This window comes from Bacillus cereus group sp. BfR-BA-01331 (assembly GCF_022663915.1).
GTDB classification, from domain to species: domain Bacteria; phylum Bacillota; class Bacilli; order Bacillales; family Bacillaceae_G; genus Bacillus_A; species Bacillus_A mycoides.
This window is the reverse complement of sequence record NZ_JAKUGJ010000001.1, coordinates 26,623-43,803: the sequence shown is the minus strand read 5'-3', so window position 1 is coordinate 43,803 and position 17,181 is coordinate 26,623. Positions and strand designations below refer to the sequence as shown.

Sequence of the window (17,181 nt, the reverse complement as noted above, 5' to 3'; positions counted from 1 at the left end):
TATCCCACTAATTAAAGTTTCACTTTATTGCTCCATCTTTTTTTGAAAAGAAGACATTCCTATTAATAAGAAGAAATGAGCAGAAATTAAAATGATGATTAAAATAAAATTCAAACGATAACTATTTGTAGATTCCATAACCTTGCTCGCTACAGCTGGTCCAAATGCCATACCGAAAAAGTTAATTAAATTATATAAACCAAGACCGACTCCAACTTTAGCTGGATGTAATGTTTTCGGTATAAATGTGTTTAATGATACTTGAATAGCTGAATAACTCATAAATGTTAAAATAACCGCCACTAAAATAATGATTAAGTTCCCGTTCGGAATAAGCCCTAAAATTAAAAAGCCAACGATCATAATGACAGACGCTACATAAATCATATTCACATTTCCAAACGAAGGGACAATCTTTCCCGTAATAAAACTAGATACAATACCAAAGAGTGATGCAACAAACAGTGCAATTCCGATAACGAATGGCGACAATCCGTGCACTCTTCCTAACAGTGATGGCAATAATAATAGACTAGCACATAACGCCACATTAATTATAAACCCGACCGCTATTAAACGAAAAAATGGTTTGTTCGAAAATAACTCAATATCAATAAATGGATGCTCCGCGTTCTTCATACGAACCGTGAATAAAAATAAGAAAGCTACCGATAACACAAATAGCCAACTATTAATATTGACACCTAATAAAACAGTCGTAATGAATGCAAATAATAACGCCGCTCCAATGTAATCAAAATGAAACACTTCATCCGTATGCTGCGCTTCTTCTGGCATAAATTTTATAAGCAAGAAAATCCCAACTACTGAAATAACCATAAATAAAAATAAATATGGCCACCCTAATGTATTTGTAATAGCCCCGCCAACTAAAGGACCAATGCCTATTGCTAATGCAATAGAAGAACTAATCATCGCTAATGCACCAGGCTTCTTAGCAGGAGCAACTAATTTTGCCACTGCAATCATACTAAGCGCAATAAACGCCGCGCCCCCACTCGCCTGCACTAATCTTGCAAGAATGGTAATCGCATAAGATTGATTCATAAATCCAATAATAGAACCCGCTACAAATATGATAATTGAAATAATCAATAGTTTTTTTACGCTATAACGATCAGCCAACTTCCCATATATCATCGAACCAATACCGACAACTAAAGAATAACCTACTACAACCCAACTTACTTTCGATTGACTAATAGATAAATCATTAGCAATATCCTCTAACGCTACATTAAATAAAACCGCATTCATCGGTCCTAATAAAACGATAAAACATAATGTGAAAACAAACCATTTTGAATGGTTACTTATATCTTTCCCCATGCGTAACACCTCTTCTGATTGTAGTAACTGTAAATGAAACATGAAGTTGTTTAGCTCCTCTATCACTACTAAGCAACTTCATCAAATGTATAAATTTATCGCGCGACAAATTGAATTCGAAACGTAACATTATGTTGTTCGATATTCATGGAACTATCATAGTTTCAGCATTACAGTTTGTCAACGAAAAATATACAAAGTAAACTGTTTTAGTGTTTTTAGTTTACTTTGTCCAAAAATTGTTATACACTAATTTCGAATCCGGTATAAGGGGGACTGACATGGTTATTCAAATTTGCAATTTCTAACTTAATAAAATCAAGTAAATAAAGAACTTTTATATAGAAGAAACATTACAGGAGGATTATGATGAAGAAAAAAATGTTAGTTGTATTAACGAGCGTAGAAAGATACCCAAATTTAAATAGAGCTACTGGGCTTTGGCTTGGTGAAGCTGTCCATTTCGTTAAAAAAGTAGAAGAAGCTGGTTACGAAGTAGATTATGTCAGTCCACAAGGTGGTTATACACCGATTGATCCGCATAGTTTAGCGATGGCGGAGAGCATCGATTGGGAATGGTATCAAAAGAAAGAATTTATGAATCGTCTCGGTTCTACAATGAAACCGAGTGAAGTGAATCAAGAAGACTACGCTGTTATTTATTACGCGGGTGGTCACGGAGTTATTTGGGACTTCCCAGAAAACAAAGAACTTCAAAAGATTAGCCGCAACATTTATGAAAATGGCGGAATTGTTTCCTCTGTTTGTCACGGAGCTGCTGGTTTATTCCATATCACATTAAGTAACGGGGATCGTTTAATTAACGATAAAAAAGTAACAGGATTCTCAAATGAAGAAGAGAAACTAGCTGAATTAGATCAATTCGTTCCATTTTTAACAGAAGATGAACTCGTTAAATATGGGGGACTTTACGAAAAAGCTGCGCAGCCTTGGGAAGCTTACGCTGTAGAAGATAATCGTGTAATTACTGGTCAAAACCCTGCTTCAGGTGGTCCAGTAGCTGAATTAGTATTAAAACAGTTGCAAAAATAATATGTACTAAAAAAGCAGATTTCCCTCTAGTAAGGGAAATCTGCTTTTTTTACGAAATCATTTGTAAATTAGCTTTAATTTCTTTTTCAATTTCAGAATCATCAACTACATCTAAAAATTCCGGTTTAAACAGTTGATATTTCTTCAAATTGTAGAAATCAAGTATCGCTTGCTTTAACGTAATATCGTACTGAATGCAAAAAGTATGATCTATAATGCGTCTTAACATCACATCATCTTGCACCATAAATAGTTGCGCATTCATTTTATTAAAGTAACCTTGTTCCATACCCGACTCAAAAAACATTTGCAAATTACGATTGCGATTTTGTTGTGCAGCGACTAATTGATCCGACAAATGCGGATACGCTTCTTTCAAATCTTGTAAAAAGACATCCGAAATATACGTCACACATTTTAAAGAATGGATAAACGTCTTTTGGAAACGTTCTGTAAACGACATACTTTCATCTTGATTATCCGCATCTCCTTCAAGAAGATAGTTTATAAAATCCTCTACTACTGCCTCAATAATCTCATCTTTCGAAGAAAAACGTTTATATAAAGTAGCTTTACTAATATCCATATATTTCGCAATTTCATCTATTTTTAATTGGCTAAAACTCGTCTTTCGAATAACGGGCTTTATTTTATTAATATAAGTATTTGCACACGCTACTTTTCTCATTTAAAAGAGCCTCCTCTTTTGTTCATACAAAATAGTATAGCAAATTCATGAATGTTTATAAATGAAGTTATTATACTCATTACGTCTTTTTAGTTTATTACAATTTCAATCTACGCTATACATAAAAAGTACCCGCTACCTTTGTTAGTAGCGGGCACCTTTTCTATAACTTATTTACAGCTCTTTTTATAGCCTTACCTATTCCCACACTAGACTGCGGATTCTGCCCTGTAATCAAACGCCCATCTACTACAACATGCGGCGTGAAATTAGGTGCCACATAAAATAATGCCCCTTCTTCTTTCAACTTACTTTCTAGCAAAAAAGGAACTCGCTTTTCTAAATGTACAGCTTTTTCTTCATCGTTTGTATAACCTGTTATACGCTTACCGGCAACAAAAAACGAGCCATCTTTATTTTTCACACCAACTAAAGAACTTACCCCGTGACAAACAGCCGCTACAACCCGGTTATTGTTATACATATTTACAATCAAATTCGCTACATATGTATTACCAGGAAAATCTACAATAGCCCCGTGCCCACCACCAAATAAAACTGCATCATAATCTGAAAAATGAACCTTCGAAATCGGCTTCGTACTTTGCAATATCATAGCTACCTGCTTAAATTCACGAGGTATCCCATTTGGAATTGACACTCTATCAATAGGTACCCTTCCACCTTCTATAGATACAAGATCAACATCGAACTTAGCCTTTCTAAATAAATTATACGGAGCTGCGAGCTCTTCAAGCCATAAACCAGTCGGGTGTCCATTCAAGTTATGAGCGCTTGTTGAAACTAATAATACCCTTTTCAACATATCCCCTCCTTACTACCTATTTATGTAGGAAACATTCTTATCATTCATATGGAGCATGAAACAAACAAAAAAATAGCCGACCTCTTGTATAAAAGTCGGCTGCTTTCTTATAGTTCGAGCTCTCCCATACGAAGAAGCTCAACAACTGCTTGTGAACGTCCTTTAACCCCTAGCTTTTGCATTGCGTTTGAGATGTGATTACGTACTGTTTTTTCACTTATAAACAGTTCACCTGCAATTTCCTTCGTCGTTTTATCTTGAACCAGTAATTCAAATACTTCTCTTTCTCTCTTTGTGAGTAACGGTTTAGATTGATACGCTTTTTCCTTCAACTGGTATAACCCTCCTTGCTTAAGCCAGAGCTGTATATGTGTAAGTTGGGTGTTTATTTAGTCAAGATATTGTATGAACGAAATGTGCAGGTGGTGAATGAAAATGGGCTTTATTTCTTATGTTATTTTAGACTTTTATACAGTGCGTACACTCTTTTTATCCACTTACTTTTCAGTACACCATATTTGTTCTAGTAATATGCTGACAACTGTACCTACGAACAAACCATTTCCGAATATATATTGCATCACAGACGGCAAGGATTGGAGTGCTCCAGACGGTAAAAACATAACACCACTTCCAAATAATATAGCAACTCCTAAAATCGTTATATTCCTTTCGCTCATTGGCACTTGTTTTATATTATGAAACCCAATTCCAATTAGCTGTACGAACGAAGCCATTAAAACCGCAGATGCGACCGCGGATGGCAGAGAGGCTAAGTAGCGGATAATACTTGGAAACAGCGACATACCGACTAATAGTACGCATGCAAATAAGAATGAACGCATGTACTTTTGATTTGTTAAACGTATGAAACCTGCCGTTGCTGGTAATGGAACGACACCTACAGTTGAAAACAAAGAGGAAATCATATGCGAAATCCCTCCGACCCACGTACCATTTCTCAACTGTTTTTGTTCAATAGTCGCTTTATGAATCGTAGCTTGATTGATTGCTATAATAGCTGCCACTGTATTTGAAACTAAAATACATACCATAACGAAACTTGATACAGCCATACCTGTATTCCATTTTGGAATTCCCCACGCGAATATATGTGGAAGTTGCACAAAATGAGTTACTTGAGATGGGATCGTCACTTTTCCTGCAATGAGAAAAATAATCCAGCCACTAATTAGCCCTATTAAAACCGCATAACTTTTAACAAACCCTTTTCCAAAGTTGGAGAGTATGACTACGAATAAAAATATGCCAAAAGCAATTAATGCTGTAAATCCATCAATTTGAGAAACAGTAGCTGTAATTCCTAGCATTCCTTTTAAAAATACACCACTTAATTGTAAACATAATAAAAGTAAGAACGTCCCTGTCACGAGCGGCGTAAATAAAAATAAAATACGCCCGATAACTCCCGTTACTCCTAGCCCTATTAAAACAACTCCCGCAACCATCATTCCTAATTCTAAAATTTGCAATGTACTATGTAATTGATCCTGTCCTACAGTTGCATAAGCAAGCACGGTAAATACACCAACCCAAGATCCAGCTGGTCCATCCGCAATCGGAAGCTTATGTCCAAGCCATCCTTGTAAAAAAGAAGATATACCAACTACGAAAAACGTACGCTGCATTAAATAAAATACTTCTTCCGTCGTAAGATGAAATAATCCGCCAACAACAATTGGTAGCGCGATTGAGTTTGCTAATAAAAAAATAAACCATTGCAAAGTTCCCATAATATGATTTTGATTATGTTGATTGTCCAAACTTTTCATCCCTTCTTGCTTCCTTATAAGGAAGTATAGTACTTCCCTGTTTCTACTAAATAAAAAAGAAGGGTTCTATTTTCACAATTAGAACCCTTCTCAAAACATCTAAACGATTCCTCTATACAAGATTATCAGATTTCACTTGATCTAAATCCCCTATAACAACATTCCCTTTATACATAACTACACGCTTCTCTGTTTGACGAGCCACTGCTTCCGCGGCGCATGTTGCATTCGTCAAGACAAAACTTGCCTCATCTCCTACATTTGGCCATAATCTCTTGCCTTCATCGTTTAGCGTAGCTTTCCCTCCTGTAATAAAACGAAGAGCTTTCCCTAAAGACCTTTCATCACTCCAACCAAATCGTTCTGCCAATCGATTTACCTTTTGAAGCATATCACCTGTGCCAAACGGAGACCAATGATCTGTAATACTATCATTTCCTAATGAAACTTTAACTCCTTTTTTATCTAGTAATGGAATTGGGATTACTTGTTTACCGATTGGAACAGTTGAAGTGATATCAATCTTTAATGCTGCTAGTCTTTCTGCCACTTCTTCAGCTTCTTTATCAGTAACACCACCAAGTCCAAGCGCATGACTAATTGTTACACGACCTTGCCATCCTGCTTCTTCCGTTAGACTTGCCAATCTCTTCATTGTAAACGTTCCAAGGTTATTCGCATCGTGCAAATGAATATCAACATCCGCATTAAATTCTACCGCAATGTCCATAATCGTATGTAATGATTTTTCAATATCATTATCTACTGTAGCTGGGTCCACTCCGCCAACTAATTGTGCGCCCATACGCATCGCATCTTTTACAAGTTGCACAGAATTACTGCGCAACAATCCATGTTGCGGAAATGCAACTATTCTACCAGACAACCGATCTTTATATGTTTCTAAAGCCGCTAACGTTGCCTCTAAATTACGAAGTCCAATAACCGGATCCACATTACAATGCGTTCTAATATTTGTTGCGCCATTTCGAAGCAATAACTCTAGCATATTTTCCGCCCTGTCTTGAGCAGTTGCTAATTGCTTTGGTAAAATCGTTTTTTCTTCATTAAAACGTGTAAAAATATTTTCTGCTGGCATACAAGCTTTCCAAGGCCCACTATAATATGTTTTATCAATATGAATATGCATCTCTTCAAAAGCTGGTAAAACTAATAAACGATTAGCATCAAAAGTTAACGTTCCTTCCTCTTGGGCGATTCCCGATATAATTCTTTTAATTCGCCCATCTTCAATAAGAAGACTGCATATCTCAGTTTCCGTTTGTGAAATTTTCGCTTCTTCATATGTATAACCTGTTTCAAGCTTTACATTAGTCAACCAATATAATGTCATTACCATTTCCCCACCTTATATTAGAAAATACGTCACACCCTCATTTTCATTTTAATACCAACTGAAAATTAAGACAATTAATCCACTGTATTGTCCTTTCACAAAAAAATGTAATATAACCTAATGGTCTTCTCATAAATTTCCATATAGAATAAAAGTACACTGTATCACTCATACATAACAGCGGTGATATAAAAAGGAGAGGATCATAATATGTCGAAGAGGTTATATAAATCCGAAACTGATAAAATGTTATTTGGTATATGCGGTGGTTTAGGAGAATATTTTGATATTAGCTCTACTCTCATTCGCATACTTTGGGTCATTGCTATTTTATGTTTTGGAACGGGGTTTTTAGTTTATTTTATTTGTTTATTACTTATGCCACGCTCTTACTAATAACATTCTTTCATATATTTGAGCATAGCGTATAAAAAATCCCCTATAGATTTTTCTATAGGGGATTTTTTCATGAAGAATATTTCATCGTTAAATGTAATACCGCCACTTCATCCTCTTCATTTTTATAACTATGTTTCTTATTAGCTTCAAACTGAATGGAGTCAAACTCATTTAGCACATATACGTCATTCTCAACTTGAATAGAAACTTTCCCTTTCATTACTGTTACAAGCTCAATTGCTCCTTCATGATGAGCTTCCGGTTCATATATACTATTCGCTCTTAAACAAGCACGATGCATTTCCATCCCTGTTTCTTTCGTGTAACGGAACATCGTTTCTAAATGCCATGCTTGTCCTACATCTACTGCAAATCCTTCTCCGCAGCGCGCAACAGCTACAGGTTCTCCAACAACCATTAATCTCGATAAAGGAATCGATAACCCTTTCGTTATTTTCCAAATGACAGCTAACGTTGGATTCGTTTCGCCTCTCTCAATTTTTCCTAATGTTAATTTACTAACCCCTGTTTTTTGGGCTAATTCTTCTAAACTTAATTTTTGTTCATTTCGAATTTGTCTTAATAGCTGACCTACTTGCTGAATTACTTCTTTCGTTTGTATATCTTCATTTTCTTTCATATATAAAACCACCTTGAAGTATAAAATAGTTTACTTTTATTTATTTTAAGTATATTATACTATACATAAATACTCAATTCCGAAAGGAGTGCCATATTTCATGCGCGCAATATTACTAGGTCTTTTATCATCGGCCTTTTTTTCTGCAACCTTTATTATTAACAGAGCAATGAATGTATCTGGAACAAGCTGGGCTTGGACTGCTTCCTTCCGTTTTCTATTTGCTCTCCCTATTTTATTCCTTATCGTTTTATTTCGCAAAAACTTAGGAGCTTTATGGGCAGAATTAAAAAAACATCCATTTGTATGGATCGGGTGGGGCTCGGTCGCTGGCATCGGCTTCTATTCTTTATTAAGTTTCGCAGCTGTTTTTTCTCCAGCTTGGCTCGTTGCTGGAACTTGGCAAGTTACGATATTAGCAGGTTTACTACTATCACCATTATTTTTCGTTAAAATAGAAACGAAATCAGGTACAAAACTTGTACGTGGAAAAATTCCACTTCGCAGTTTATATGTAGCATTATTTATTTTACTTGGTGTAATTTGTATGCAAGCGACTGCAGCGGGTCATATTACAATGACTCAGTTCATCTCGGGATTTTTACCTGTCGTATTAGCGGCTTTCTTATATCCGTTCGGTAACCGAAAAATGATGGAACTTGTTGGTGGGCGTCTTGATACATTCCAACGTGTATTAGGAATGGCAATCGGAAGTCTCCCTATTACAATCCTACTTGGTATATACGGATTTTCCACTACCGGTATTCCATCATCAAGTCAAATGATGCAAGGATTTTTGTTAGCATTATGTTCCGGAGTTATTGCGACGATGACATTTTTCTTTGCTACTGACTTAGCAAAAAACAATCTTGCTTTACTTGGAGCTGTTGAAGCAACACAAGCTGGAACGATGGTCTTCACTGTGCTTGGTGAGATTATTTTCTTAAATGGTTCATTCCCTAGCGGACTGTCACTGATTGGGATGATTATTATCATGCTAGGAATGATCGTAAATAGTGTTTTAAACCGTTCTGTTCCAGTCATTAAACAAAAAAAATCAGCATAAAAATAGATATGGTTCTTCTTCATAGAACCATATCTATTTTTATTATCTCCCTATTTCGCCTTATCAGAATAGTATTTCATTAGCTGTTTATACTAAAACCTATGTTATAATACGTTTCATGTGCATTAATAGGAGGTAAATTATGTTAAAAAAAGCAATTGCTGAATTTATTGGTACATTTGTACTTGTATTATTCGGAACTGGAGTAGCTGTCATTGGTGGCGGAATTGAAGGAATCGGAACATTAGGTATCGCTATGGCTTTCGGATTATCTATCGTGGCTATGGCATATAGCATTGGAACAATTTCTGGATGTCATATTAACCCAGCAGTATCAATCGCTATGTTCATCAACAAAAGAATGAACGCTATGGAACTTAGCTATTATTTATTAGCTCAAATTTTAGGTGGTTTATTAGGAACTGCAACGTTAGTAACAATTTTACGATCTGCTAAATTACCTTTAGATAATTTAGGACAAAATAGTTTTGGAACTCTTGGTTTATCTGGAGCATTTTTAGTTGAATTCATTTTAACTTTCGTATTTGTTTTAGTTATCGTTGCTGTAACAGGTAAAAAAGGAAGTTCTTCTTTAGCTGGACTAGTAATTGGTTTCACATTAGTATTAATTCACTTATTAGGTATTCCGTTAACTGGAACATCTGTTAACCCAGCTCGTAGTATCGCACCAGCTCTATTCGCTGGCGGAGAAGCAATTTCTCAACTATGGGTGTTCATCGTTGCCCCAATTTTTGGTGGTATCGTAGCAGCTGTTGTAGGAAAGTTTATTTTAAATACTGAAAAATAGAATTTTCAATATTTCCGAATAAAAAAAGGCGAGCCCTCATCATGAGGAAGCTCGCTTTTTTTATTCTTTAATTTTCGACTTTAAATTTGTAACTAATTGCTGCACCGTTACATTTGCAAGTACGTTTTCCATCGCTTCTTGCGATTGTATTAAAACAATCTCTAATACCGATTGAATATTAGCTCCTACTGGACATTCAATGTTGGGATTTTCATGGAAAGAAAATAGATGTCCTTCTTCTACAACTTCCACAGCTTTATATACATCAAGTAATGTAATTTCATCTAAATCACGAGCAAGTGTCGTACCACCTTTACCGGCTTGTACATCAACAAGTCCTGCTCTCTTCAACATTCCTGTAATGCGACGAATCACAACTGGATTTGTATTCACACTACCAGCAATCCATTCAGAGGTACAGCGAGAGTTTCGATCTATTGCAAGTAACGTTAACATATGAACACCTACTGTAAAACGACTACTAATTCCCATCTGCACACCCTCCTTTTTATTCATTCTATTAAAAGACAACTCTTATTATTATATACTATTTTTAATTTATACATAAAGTGAAACTTTAATCAGTGGGGGTTTTGTTCATCCCCCACTGATTATTAGTTGAACCAATCGGGCGTTTACGGGCAGTTGATCTCCCATCTAACTTCTTTGCTCCAGCTGAATTTTGAGATGGGAGTTTTACTGCCCGTTAATGCGGGGTAAAGAAAAAGCATGATTCCATTAGAAAATCATGCTTTCCCTCTATTATTGACGCTTTATAAATTTCGCCAAATCTTTAAACTTCACTTTATCAGAGTAATTCATTACACCGTTTACGTAAATGCGGCTTGTAACAGCACTTAATATACCGATTGTTGTTAAAAGAACCGCCATTGTTATCGTAATTTCTAACATACCAGCTTCACCAGCTACAAAGCGTGAGAATGTGATCATCGGGCTGAAGAATGGAACGTAAGAACTTACAACAACAACAGTACTATTTGGATCACCTAGCGATTTAATACTTATAAAGAACGCGGCCATTATTAAAATCGATACTGGCAATATAACACCTTGTAAATCCTCAGTCCTAGAGACAACCGCTCCAGCAGCCGCATACATCATCGCATAAAGGAAATATCCTGTAACAAAATAAATAAGGAACATACCGATAACTTGTGCATCTATCTTTGTAAAATCAATTGGCGCTCCAAATAATGAACCATTTTCTAAATCTACCCATCCTAGTAACCAAGGAACCAAGTAACCACATGCCAATATGGCAAGTTGTAATAACGCCGTTGAAACAACCGCTAAAATTTTCGCATACATCATCGTAAGTGGTTTTACTTTCGGAATCATAACTTCCATAACGCGAGAAGCTTTTTCAGAAGCAATATTCATCGCAATTGTACTTCCGAACATGATAATAAACATATACAAAGCAAATGTAAAGAAATATGCGATTCCTGCGGAAGCAGAACGATCTTTTATCGCTTCTTGTTTCACAGAAATTTCGGTTTGCAATTGCTGTGCAATTTCCGGTGAAACATTATGTTTAGCAATTGTTACCGCCGTATATTGCGCTTTTAAATAACTAGCTATAATTGTAGAAGTTGTTTCACTAGGTAACTTATTAAACATATACGTAACTTCTGGAACTCCATCCTTTTCCGTCACATGGAATAGACCATCTAAATCTCCCTCTTCTACTTGCTTATGCAGTTTATCAAAATCATCCTTTGAACCGACCGTTATTTTTGCTGATGGCAATAGCTTATTTAGCTCTTCTTTTTGTACTTTGTATGTGGAACTCTCTACTACAACTGCAATTTTATCTTTATCCTTATTTTTATCATCGCCTGAAGTAAAATGATTAAATGCAAAAATCCCAAACACAACTAAAAATAAAATCGCACTCGTAATTAATGATTTTTTAGATAAAAACGCTTCCTTAAAATAAAATGAAAATACATGAGAAAATTTACGCATCTTTATTTCGCCCTCTCTACAAAGATTTCGTTTAACGTCGGCTCTAACATTTTAAATTGTCGTAAGCTAATACCTTGCTCTTGCAACTGTTGCAAAATCTTTAGAGCTTCTGCATCGCCTTGTACTTTTACATAAAGAAGGCCTTGTTGTTTTTCATACGGAACGTGTATAGCTTCTAATCCCTTTTCATTCTCTACTGTATCTTCAATCGTTAAATTACGAAAACCGTATTCTTTCTTAATATCACTTAACTGTCCTTCTACAACCGCTTCGCCTTTTTTCAAAATACATACATGTTGGCAAAAAGCCTCTACTTGCTCCATACGATGACTTGATAAAATAATTGTCTTTCCACTCTGTACTTGTTCTCCAATAATATTAGCTAACATTCCCGCATTAACTGGATCAAGTCCGCTAAATGGTTCATCTAAAATAAGAAGTTCTGGATCATGAAGAAGAGCAGCAATCAATTGAATTTTTTGCTGATTCCCTTTCGAAAGTTCTCCCGCCGTTTTAAATTTATATTCTGGAATTGCTAAGCGTTCTAACCAGTGATCAATTGCAAGATCCACTTCTTTTTTCGTCATTCCTTCTAATCTGCCAAAATATCGCAACTGATCTATTACTCTACTTTTTGTATATAATCCTCTTTCTTCTGGTAAATATCCAATTGTTACCCCGCTATCACCAAATGATTTTCCATCCCACGTAATAGAACCTTCATTTGGCGTTAATAAACCTAGTAACATTTTAATTGTCGTTGTTTTCCCTGCACCATTTCGGCCAAGTAACCCTAACACTTCACCTTTCGGTAACGAGATTTGCAAACCATTAACCGCTTTAGATTCTCCGAATATTTTTGTTAAGTTTTGAATTTGTAAACTCAATGTATAAAGCCTCCCCTTTAGTATCATTCGTACCTTCTGTTAAAGCCTATGATTGTTCAGAATAAAATATAGTACTATATTTCATTCTCTTATATGTATCACTACACCTAACCCATCATTTGTTTCATTTAGTTAAAATTGTAAATAAAAATCCTGTTTTTGTCAATTATAATTGTCATTACGACAATAAAACTTGTCAAAATAATTATTATTATTTAACCCATCTTTCTAATATAGGACAAACTACTACATATACAAAAGACAATATGCAAATGTTCATAAAAAAAAATATAAAAAGCATTATATTTTAATATATAATATTAAATGATTTACTAACATCAAGGAGGATACATATGAAGATGAAGAGGGGTATTACCACTTTATTATCTGTAGCCGTTCTTTCCACATCGCTTGTAGCATGTTCAGGAACAGCTGAGAAAACAGTGGCGAAAGAAGAAAAAGTAAAATTAACAGACCAGCAATTAATGGCTGATTTATGGTATCAAACAGCTGGCGAAACGAAAGCACTATACTACCAAGGATACAATATTGGTCAATTTAAGCTTGATGCAGCTCTTGCAAAAGGGACAGGCAAAAAACCTGCTATCGTACTTGATTTAGATGAAACTGTTTTAGATAACAGTCCTCATCAAGCAATGAGCGTAAAAACAGGAAAAGGCTATCCTTATAAATGGGACGATTGGATTAATAAAGCTGAAGCTGAAGCTCTTCCAGGCGCGATTGATTTCTTAAAATATACAGAGTCTAAAGGTGTAGATATTTACTACATCTCAAATCGCAAAACGAATCAACTAGATGCAACTATTAAAAACCTTGAGCGCGTAGGGGCTCCTCAAGCAACAAAAGAGCATATCTTATTACAAGATCCGAAAGAAAAAGGGAAAGAAAAACGTCGTGAACTTGTTTCTCAAACACATGACATCGTCCTATTTTTCGGTGACAACTTATCTGACTTCACTGGTTTTGATGGAAAATCTGTAAAAGATCGCAATCAAACAGTCGCAGATTCAAAAGCACAATTTGGTGAGAAATTCATCATTTTCCCTAATCCGATGTATGGCGATTGGGAAGGCGCTTTATATGACTATGATTTCAAAAAATCAGATGCAGAAAAAGATAAAATTCGTCGTAACAATTTAAAATCATTTGATGCAAAATAACAAAGAGGATGGCTTTCGCCATCCTCTTTTATTGCATATTTCTTGTTAAAGGTAAAATAAATACTTCTACACGTCTATTTTTTGATTTTCCTTCTGGTGTATCATTTGGTGCAATTGAACGGTATTCTCCGTAACCAATTGCACTAAATTTTTCTGGTTGCAATTCTTTATTTTGGAGTAACACCTGCATGAAATTAACTGCACGCTGTGTACTTAACTCCCAGTTTGATGCAAACTGAGCATTTGCGATAGGAACCGTATCTGTATGACCCGACACTGTAATTTCACGAGGTGATGCTGAAACAAGTAGGTTAGACATCTCTTTTGCAATCCCTAACGATTCCAACTTCACATCTGCTTTCCCTGAATCAAATAGTACATTTTCTAATATCGTTAACATTAATCCTTTTTCAGTTAACTTAGTTTGAAAAGAAGAGGATAGTTGTTTCTCATTAATATATTGATCAATCTTTTTTTGTAATGCTTTCAACTCATCCATTTCTTTTTTTTCTTTAGCTCTATCTTCCGCTTGTTTTTTTGCTTGTTCTGCCTCAAGGCTATTTGCTGATAATTCTTTTTCCTCATTTGGTTTTTGATCGCTTAAAAATTCTTTATTTCCTGTTCCACCGGCTAACTCACTTCGAAAAGCAACTGCCATCTGTTTAAACTTCGCAGCATCTATACTACTCATTGCGAATAAAACGATGAACAATGCAAATAACAACGTTAACATATCAGAATATGGAATTAACCAAGTTTCATCGATATGCTCATCATGTTTTTTCTTTTTACCTCTTCTATTTTTCTTACTCCGCATTTTTTTCTGCTCCTTTTTCTAGCTTTTTACGCTCAGTTGCAGAAAGCGCACCTAAAATGCGATTTTTCATAATAAATGGATATGTACCTTCTTGTAACATTAATAAACAATCAATAATTAAACGTTTCTTCTCTAATTCAGCAGCAGACTTTTGCTTCAATTTGTTTGCAAATGGATGCCATAATACGTAACCTGAAAAAATACCGAAAATCGTTGCAATAAACGCACCCGAAATAGCATGTCCTAACTTGTCAATATCAGTTAAATTACCAAGAGCAGCTACAAGACCAATAACAGCACCTAAAACCCCTAATGTAGGTGCATATGTACCTGCTTGTGAGAAAATAGCAGCTCCTTTTGCATGCCTCTCTTCAATTGCTTCTAATTCGGCTTCTAAAATTTGTTCTAAATCTTCCGCAGATACGCCATCAATAACAAATTTCATACCACGCAAAAGAAATTCATCTTCAATTTCATCTAATTGTTGCTCTAAAGACAAAATACCGTATTTTCTACTCTCAGATGTCCAATGAACAAATAATTCTAGCAATTGTTCATAACTTAAATCTTTTTTATTTGAACCAAAAAGAACTTTAAATAATTTTGGAACTCTTTTTAGTTGATTCATCGGAAATGCAATACACACTGCAGCAAATGTACCGACGAAAATAATTAGTGCTGCGGCAGGATTTAGTAAGGCTGTTATGTCAGCGCCCTTGACGACCATCCCTACGACTACCGCTAATACCCCTAAAATGATTCCAATAATTGTTGCAAAATCCATTCCCATTCACTCCTAGTCTATACAAGAGGTCTTTTATTCTCGATAATCGTTACATCTTCTTATATACATATATTACATAAAAAATGAACTTCATGAAAGATAAGAAATGAATTATATGAAAAAATACTACATTTTCACACATTTTCTGACATTTTCTTTGCATTTCTATTACGTTACGACTCTTATATTTCTTTTTCAATAAGCTAGACTTATAATAAAACCGATACATATTTTATTAAGAAAGGACAGTGATTACAAGGTATCATGAAAAAGATAATAATTATTTCTGCCGCTACTATTGTAATCGGTATCACATCTTTCGCTTACTTTGGTCCTAAATCACCACTGCAAAACGAGGCGAAAGCTGTCGAAAATCAAAAACATAGTAACCATCCAAAAGAAGAGATTCCTGCTTTCCCAAAAGCTGATCATAATGCAAAGAAACTAGATGATAATTTTTCCGTTGTAACAAACCCAGATTCTGCTCTTGTATTAGTCAATAAACATCGTAAATTACCAGATGGGTACATTCCAGAAGATTTAACGAAACCGAACGTACCATTTACTAGTCCAAAAGATAAAGAGAAAACATTACTTCGCAAAGATGCTGCAGACGCTCTTGAAAAAATGTTCCAAGCAGCGAAAAAAGAAGGTTTAGAACTTACAGCAGTTTCAGGTTACCGTTCTTACAAACGCCAACAGTCATTACATAATACATATATTAAACGCCAAGGAAAAGCTGAGGCTGATTCGGTAAGTGCAATTCCTGGAACAAGTGAGCATCAAACTGGTCTAGCAATGGATATTAGCTCAAAATCCGCCAAATTCCAATTAGAACCAATTTTCGGAGAGACAGCAGAAGGAAAATGGGTTGCAGAACATGCCCATGAGTTCGGATTTGTAATTCGTTATTTAGAGGATAAAACAGAGACAACAGAGTATTCATACGAACCGTGGCACTTACGCTACGTTGGCAATCCATATGCCACATACATATATAAGCACCATCTAACATTAGAAGAGGCAACGAAGGACAAAAAATAAGAGAGCGAATCGCTCTCTTATTTTTTCTTTTATTCTATTATTGTAATAATTTCTTCCATTCCTCAGGCCACGGTTCGCCTCTTCCAGTTTTTTTCGATGCTTGGACCATCATACCGCGTCCAACTAAACAAACTTCTCCTTCTGCATTTTTGACCATATAGTGTAAATCTAAAGAGGAATTCCCAACCGCTCCCGCCTTTACATATACTTTCAACTGCTCATCAAAATAAATTTGTTTAATAAAATTGCATTGTAGATCTGCGACGACTATCATCGTTTCTGATGATTCATGTGTCCATTCTTGCATAAATCCGAGTTCTTTAAACAATGCGATACGCGCTTCTTCAAAATATGTAAAAGCAACGACATTATTTACATGTCCAAACATATCTACTTCACCAAAACGAACTTTGACAGGATTATAAAATGAAAAACCACTTTCCCATTGCTCAAAGTCTTCAATATAAGAAATTCTCTTCATCGTTCCCTCTCCTTTTCG

19 protein-coding genes are annotated in these 17,181 nt (G+C 35.4%); 6 read left to right on the top strand and 13 right to left on the bottom strand.

Translation table 11 applies throughout. The annotated features are described in order from the left end of the window. Positions 1–24: 24 nt before the first annotated feature. Positions 25–1,350, bottom strand: a complete 1,326-nt coding sequence (locus MR155_RS00215; protein WP_242308241.1) for an MFS transporter — start codon at positions 1,348–1,350, stop codon at positions 25–27. 369 nt (positions 1,351–1,719) lie between these two features. Here MR155_RS00215 and MR155_RS00210 point away from each other — a divergent pair, with 369 nt between their 5' ends. Further along, the gene (locus MR155_RS00210) at positions 1,720–2,403 is read left to right on the top strand and encodes a type 1 glutamine amidotransferase domain-containing protein (RefSeq protein ID WP_242307493.1); all 684 of its coding nucleotides are present in this window, start codon (positions 1,720–1,722) and stop codon (positions 2,401–2,403) included. 49 nt (positions 2,404–2,452) lie between these two features. Here the strand turns inward: MR155_RS00210 and MR155_RS00205 are convergent, their stop codons facing one another. The 5 genes from MR155_RS00205 to MR155_RS00185 form a co-directional block, all read right to left on the bottom strand. Beyond that, positions 2,453–3,091 carry a TetR/AcrR family transcriptional regulator gene (locus MR155_RS00205; RefSeq protein WP_242307490.1) on the bottom strand — a complete coding sequence of 213 codons (639 nt, stop codon included), beginning with the start codon at positions 3,089–3,091 and terminating at the stop codon, positions 2,453–2,455. A gap of 163 nt (positions 3,092–3,254) precedes the next feature. Further along, positions 3,255–3,917 carry a type 1 glutamine amidotransferase domain-containing protein gene (locus MR155_RS00200; RefSeq protein ID WP_242307486.1) on the bottom strand — a complete coding sequence of 221 codons (663 nt, stop codon included), beginning with the start codon at positions 3,915–3,917 and terminating at the stop codon, positions 3,255–3,257. Between the two features lie 107 nt (positions 3,918–4,024). Continuing rightward, complete coding sequence (gene gerE / locus MR155_RS00195; RefSeq protein ID WP_000659484.1) at positions 4,025–4,249, bottom strand: spore germination transcription factor GerE; 225 nt, start codon at positions 4,247–4,249, stop codon at positions 4,025–4,027. 165 nt (positions 4,250–4,414) lie between these two features. Next, a complete protein-coding gene (locus tag MR155_RS00190) occupies positions 4,415–5,710 on the bottom strand; it encodes a purine/pyrimidine permease (protein WP_242307483.1) in 1,296 nt (431 codons plus the stop codon). Between the two features lie 112 nt (positions 5,711–5,822). Continuing rightward, complete coding sequence (locus MR155_RS00185; RefSeq protein WP_219303609.1) at positions 5,823–7,064, bottom strand: amidohydrolase family protein; 1,242 nt, start codon at positions 7,062–7,064, stop codon at positions 5,823–5,825. A gap of 213 nt (positions 7,065–7,277) precedes the next feature. On the opposite strand from MR155_RS00185, the gene MR155_RS00180 reads away from it, so the two are divergent. Beyond that, positions 7,278–7,463, top strand: a complete 186-nt coding sequence (locus tag MR155_RS00180) for a PspC domain-containing protein (RefSeq protein ID WP_002129290.1) — start codon at positions 7,278–7,280, stop codon at positions 7,461–7,463. A gap of 70 nt (positions 7,464–7,533) precedes the next feature. On the opposite strand, the gene MR155_RS00175 is transcribed toward MR155_RS00180, so the two are convergent. Beyond that, entirely contained in the window at positions 7,534–8,106 is a 573-nt protein-coding gene (locus tag MR155_RS00175; RefSeq protein WP_002138507.1) for a helix-turn-helix domain-containing protein, read from the bottom strand. Between the two features lie 100 nt (positions 8,107–8,206). Between MR155_RS00175 and MR155_RS00170 the strand changes: the two genes are divergently transcribed. Together MR155_RS00170 and MR155_RS00165 are read left to right on the top strand one after the other, a co-directional pair. After that, a complete protein-coding gene (locus tag MR155_RS00170) occupies positions 8,207–9,172 on the top strand; it encodes a DMT family transporter (RefSeq protein WP_219303610.1) in 966 nt (321 codons plus the stop codon). A gap of 142 nt (positions 9,173–9,314) precedes the next feature. Continuing rightward, on the top strand, positions 9,315–9,980 hold the full coding sequence (locus MR155_RS00165; RefSeq protein ID WP_002067333.1) for an aquaporin: 666 nt from the start codon (positions 9,315–9,317) through the stop codon (positions 9,978–9,980). 60 nt (positions 9,981–10,040) lie between these two features. Here MR155_RS00165 and MR155_RS00160 read toward each other — a convergent pair whose 3' ends face one another. The 3 genes from MR155_RS00160 to MR155_RS00150 all read right to left on the bottom strand — a co-directional run bounded on the left by MR155_RS00160 (position 10,041) and on the right by MR155_RS00150 (position 12,856). Next, positions 10,041–10,472 carry an Rrf2 family transcriptional regulator gene (locus tag MR155_RS00160; protein ID WP_002112095.1) on the bottom strand — a complete coding sequence of 144 codons (432 nt, stop codon included), beginning with the start codon at positions 10,470–10,472 and terminating at the stop codon, positions 10,041–10,043. Between the two features lie 270 nt (positions 10,473–10,742). Beyond that, positions 10,743–11,969, bottom strand: a complete 1,227-nt coding sequence (locus MR155_RS00155) for an ABC transporter permease (RefSeq protein WP_219303612.1) — start codon at positions 11,967–11,969, stop codon at positions 10,743–10,745. Between the two features lie 2 nt (positions 11,970–11,971). Further along, positions 11,972–12,856 carry an ABC transporter ATP-binding protein gene (locus tag MR155_RS00150; protein ID WP_002088851.1) on the bottom strand — a complete coding sequence of 295 codons (885 nt, stop codon included), beginning with the start codon at positions 12,854–12,856 and terminating at the stop codon, positions 11,972–11,974. Positions 12,857–13,209: 353 nt separating this feature from the next. Between MR155_RS00150 and MR155_RS00145 the strand changes: the two genes are divergently transcribed. Beyond that, positions 13,210–14,037: a 5'-nucleotidase, lipoprotein e(P4) family gene (locus MR155_RS00145; RefSeq protein ID WP_219303613.1), complete on the top strand. Its 828-nt coding sequence runs from the start codon at positions 13,210–13,212 to the stop codon at positions 14,035–14,037. A 28-nt stretch (positions 14,038–14,065) separates the two neighbouring features. Here MR155_RS00145 and motB read toward each other — a convergent pair whose 3' ends face one another. Continuing rightward, positions 14,066–14,854, bottom strand: coding sequence for a flagellar motor protein MotB (gene motB / locus MR155_RS00140; RefSeq protein ID WP_219303614.1), 789 nt, complete (start codon positions 14,852–14,854; stop codon positions 14,066–14,068). Next, on the bottom strand, positions 14,844–15,638 hold the full coding sequence (gene motA / locus MR155_RS00135) for a flagellar motor stator protein MotA (RefSeq protein ID WP_219303615.1): 795 nt from the start codon (positions 15,636–15,638) through the stop codon (positions 14,844–14,846). Before motA ends, motB begins: the two co-directional genes overlap by 11 nt. 264 nt (positions 15,639–15,902) lie before the next feature. Here motA and MR155_RS00130 point away from each other — a divergent pair, with 264 nt between their 5' ends. Continuing rightward, positions 15,903–16,682 (top strand): M15 family metallopeptidase, encoded by a 780-nt coding sequence (locus MR155_RS00130; protein WP_219303616.1) that lies wholly within the window; start codon positions 15,903–15,905, stop codon positions 16,680–16,682. A 37-nt stretch (positions 16,683–16,719) separates the two neighbouring features. Here the strand turns inward: MR155_RS00130 and MR155_RS00125 are convergent, their stop codons facing one another. Beyond that, the gene (locus tag MR155_RS00125) at positions 16,720–17,163 is read right to left on the bottom strand and encodes an acyl-CoA thioesterase (protein ID WP_219303617.1); all 444 of its coding nucleotides are present in this window, start codon (positions 17,161–17,163) and stop codon (positions 16,720–16,722) included. Positions 17,164–17,181 lie beyond the last annotated feature (18 nt).